1 protein-coding gene is annotated in these 362 nt (G+C 67.7%); it reads left to right on the forward strand.

Features of this window, described 5'->3' with window-relative positions:
* The coding region (locus ACWTU9_RS33300) for a hypothetical protein (protein WP_455862030.1) at positions 1-362 on the forward strand (362 nt) is incomplete at both ends.

Below are 362 nucleotides of genomic sequence, written 5' to 3' on the forward strand. Positions count from 1 at the left end.
GATCACGGCCGGTCTGCAGCGCGAAGTCGATGCGCTGCGCAAGGATATCGATCGCGCCTTCCAGGCGAACGCCAGGCCCGGCACAGCGGGCAAGGGCAGCGCCGAACTCGGCGTCGAATTCGAACGGCTTTCCGGCGCCATCAAGTCGCTGTCGGAGAAAAGCGACGACAGAAGCGTCAACATGCTGCGGCTGGAGCTCGAGCAGGTCAAGGCTGCGCTCGACACGCTGGCGCGCGAGGAGAGCGTGCAGAAGGTCGACCGCCGCTGGGACGATTTCGACCGCCGCTGGACGGCTTTCGAAGACCGCGTCGACGCCGACCAGCGCAAGCGCTCCGACGACCCCGCCCTTGCGGCCCTGACCG

The organism is Mesorhizobium sp. 128a, assembly GCF_053848025.1.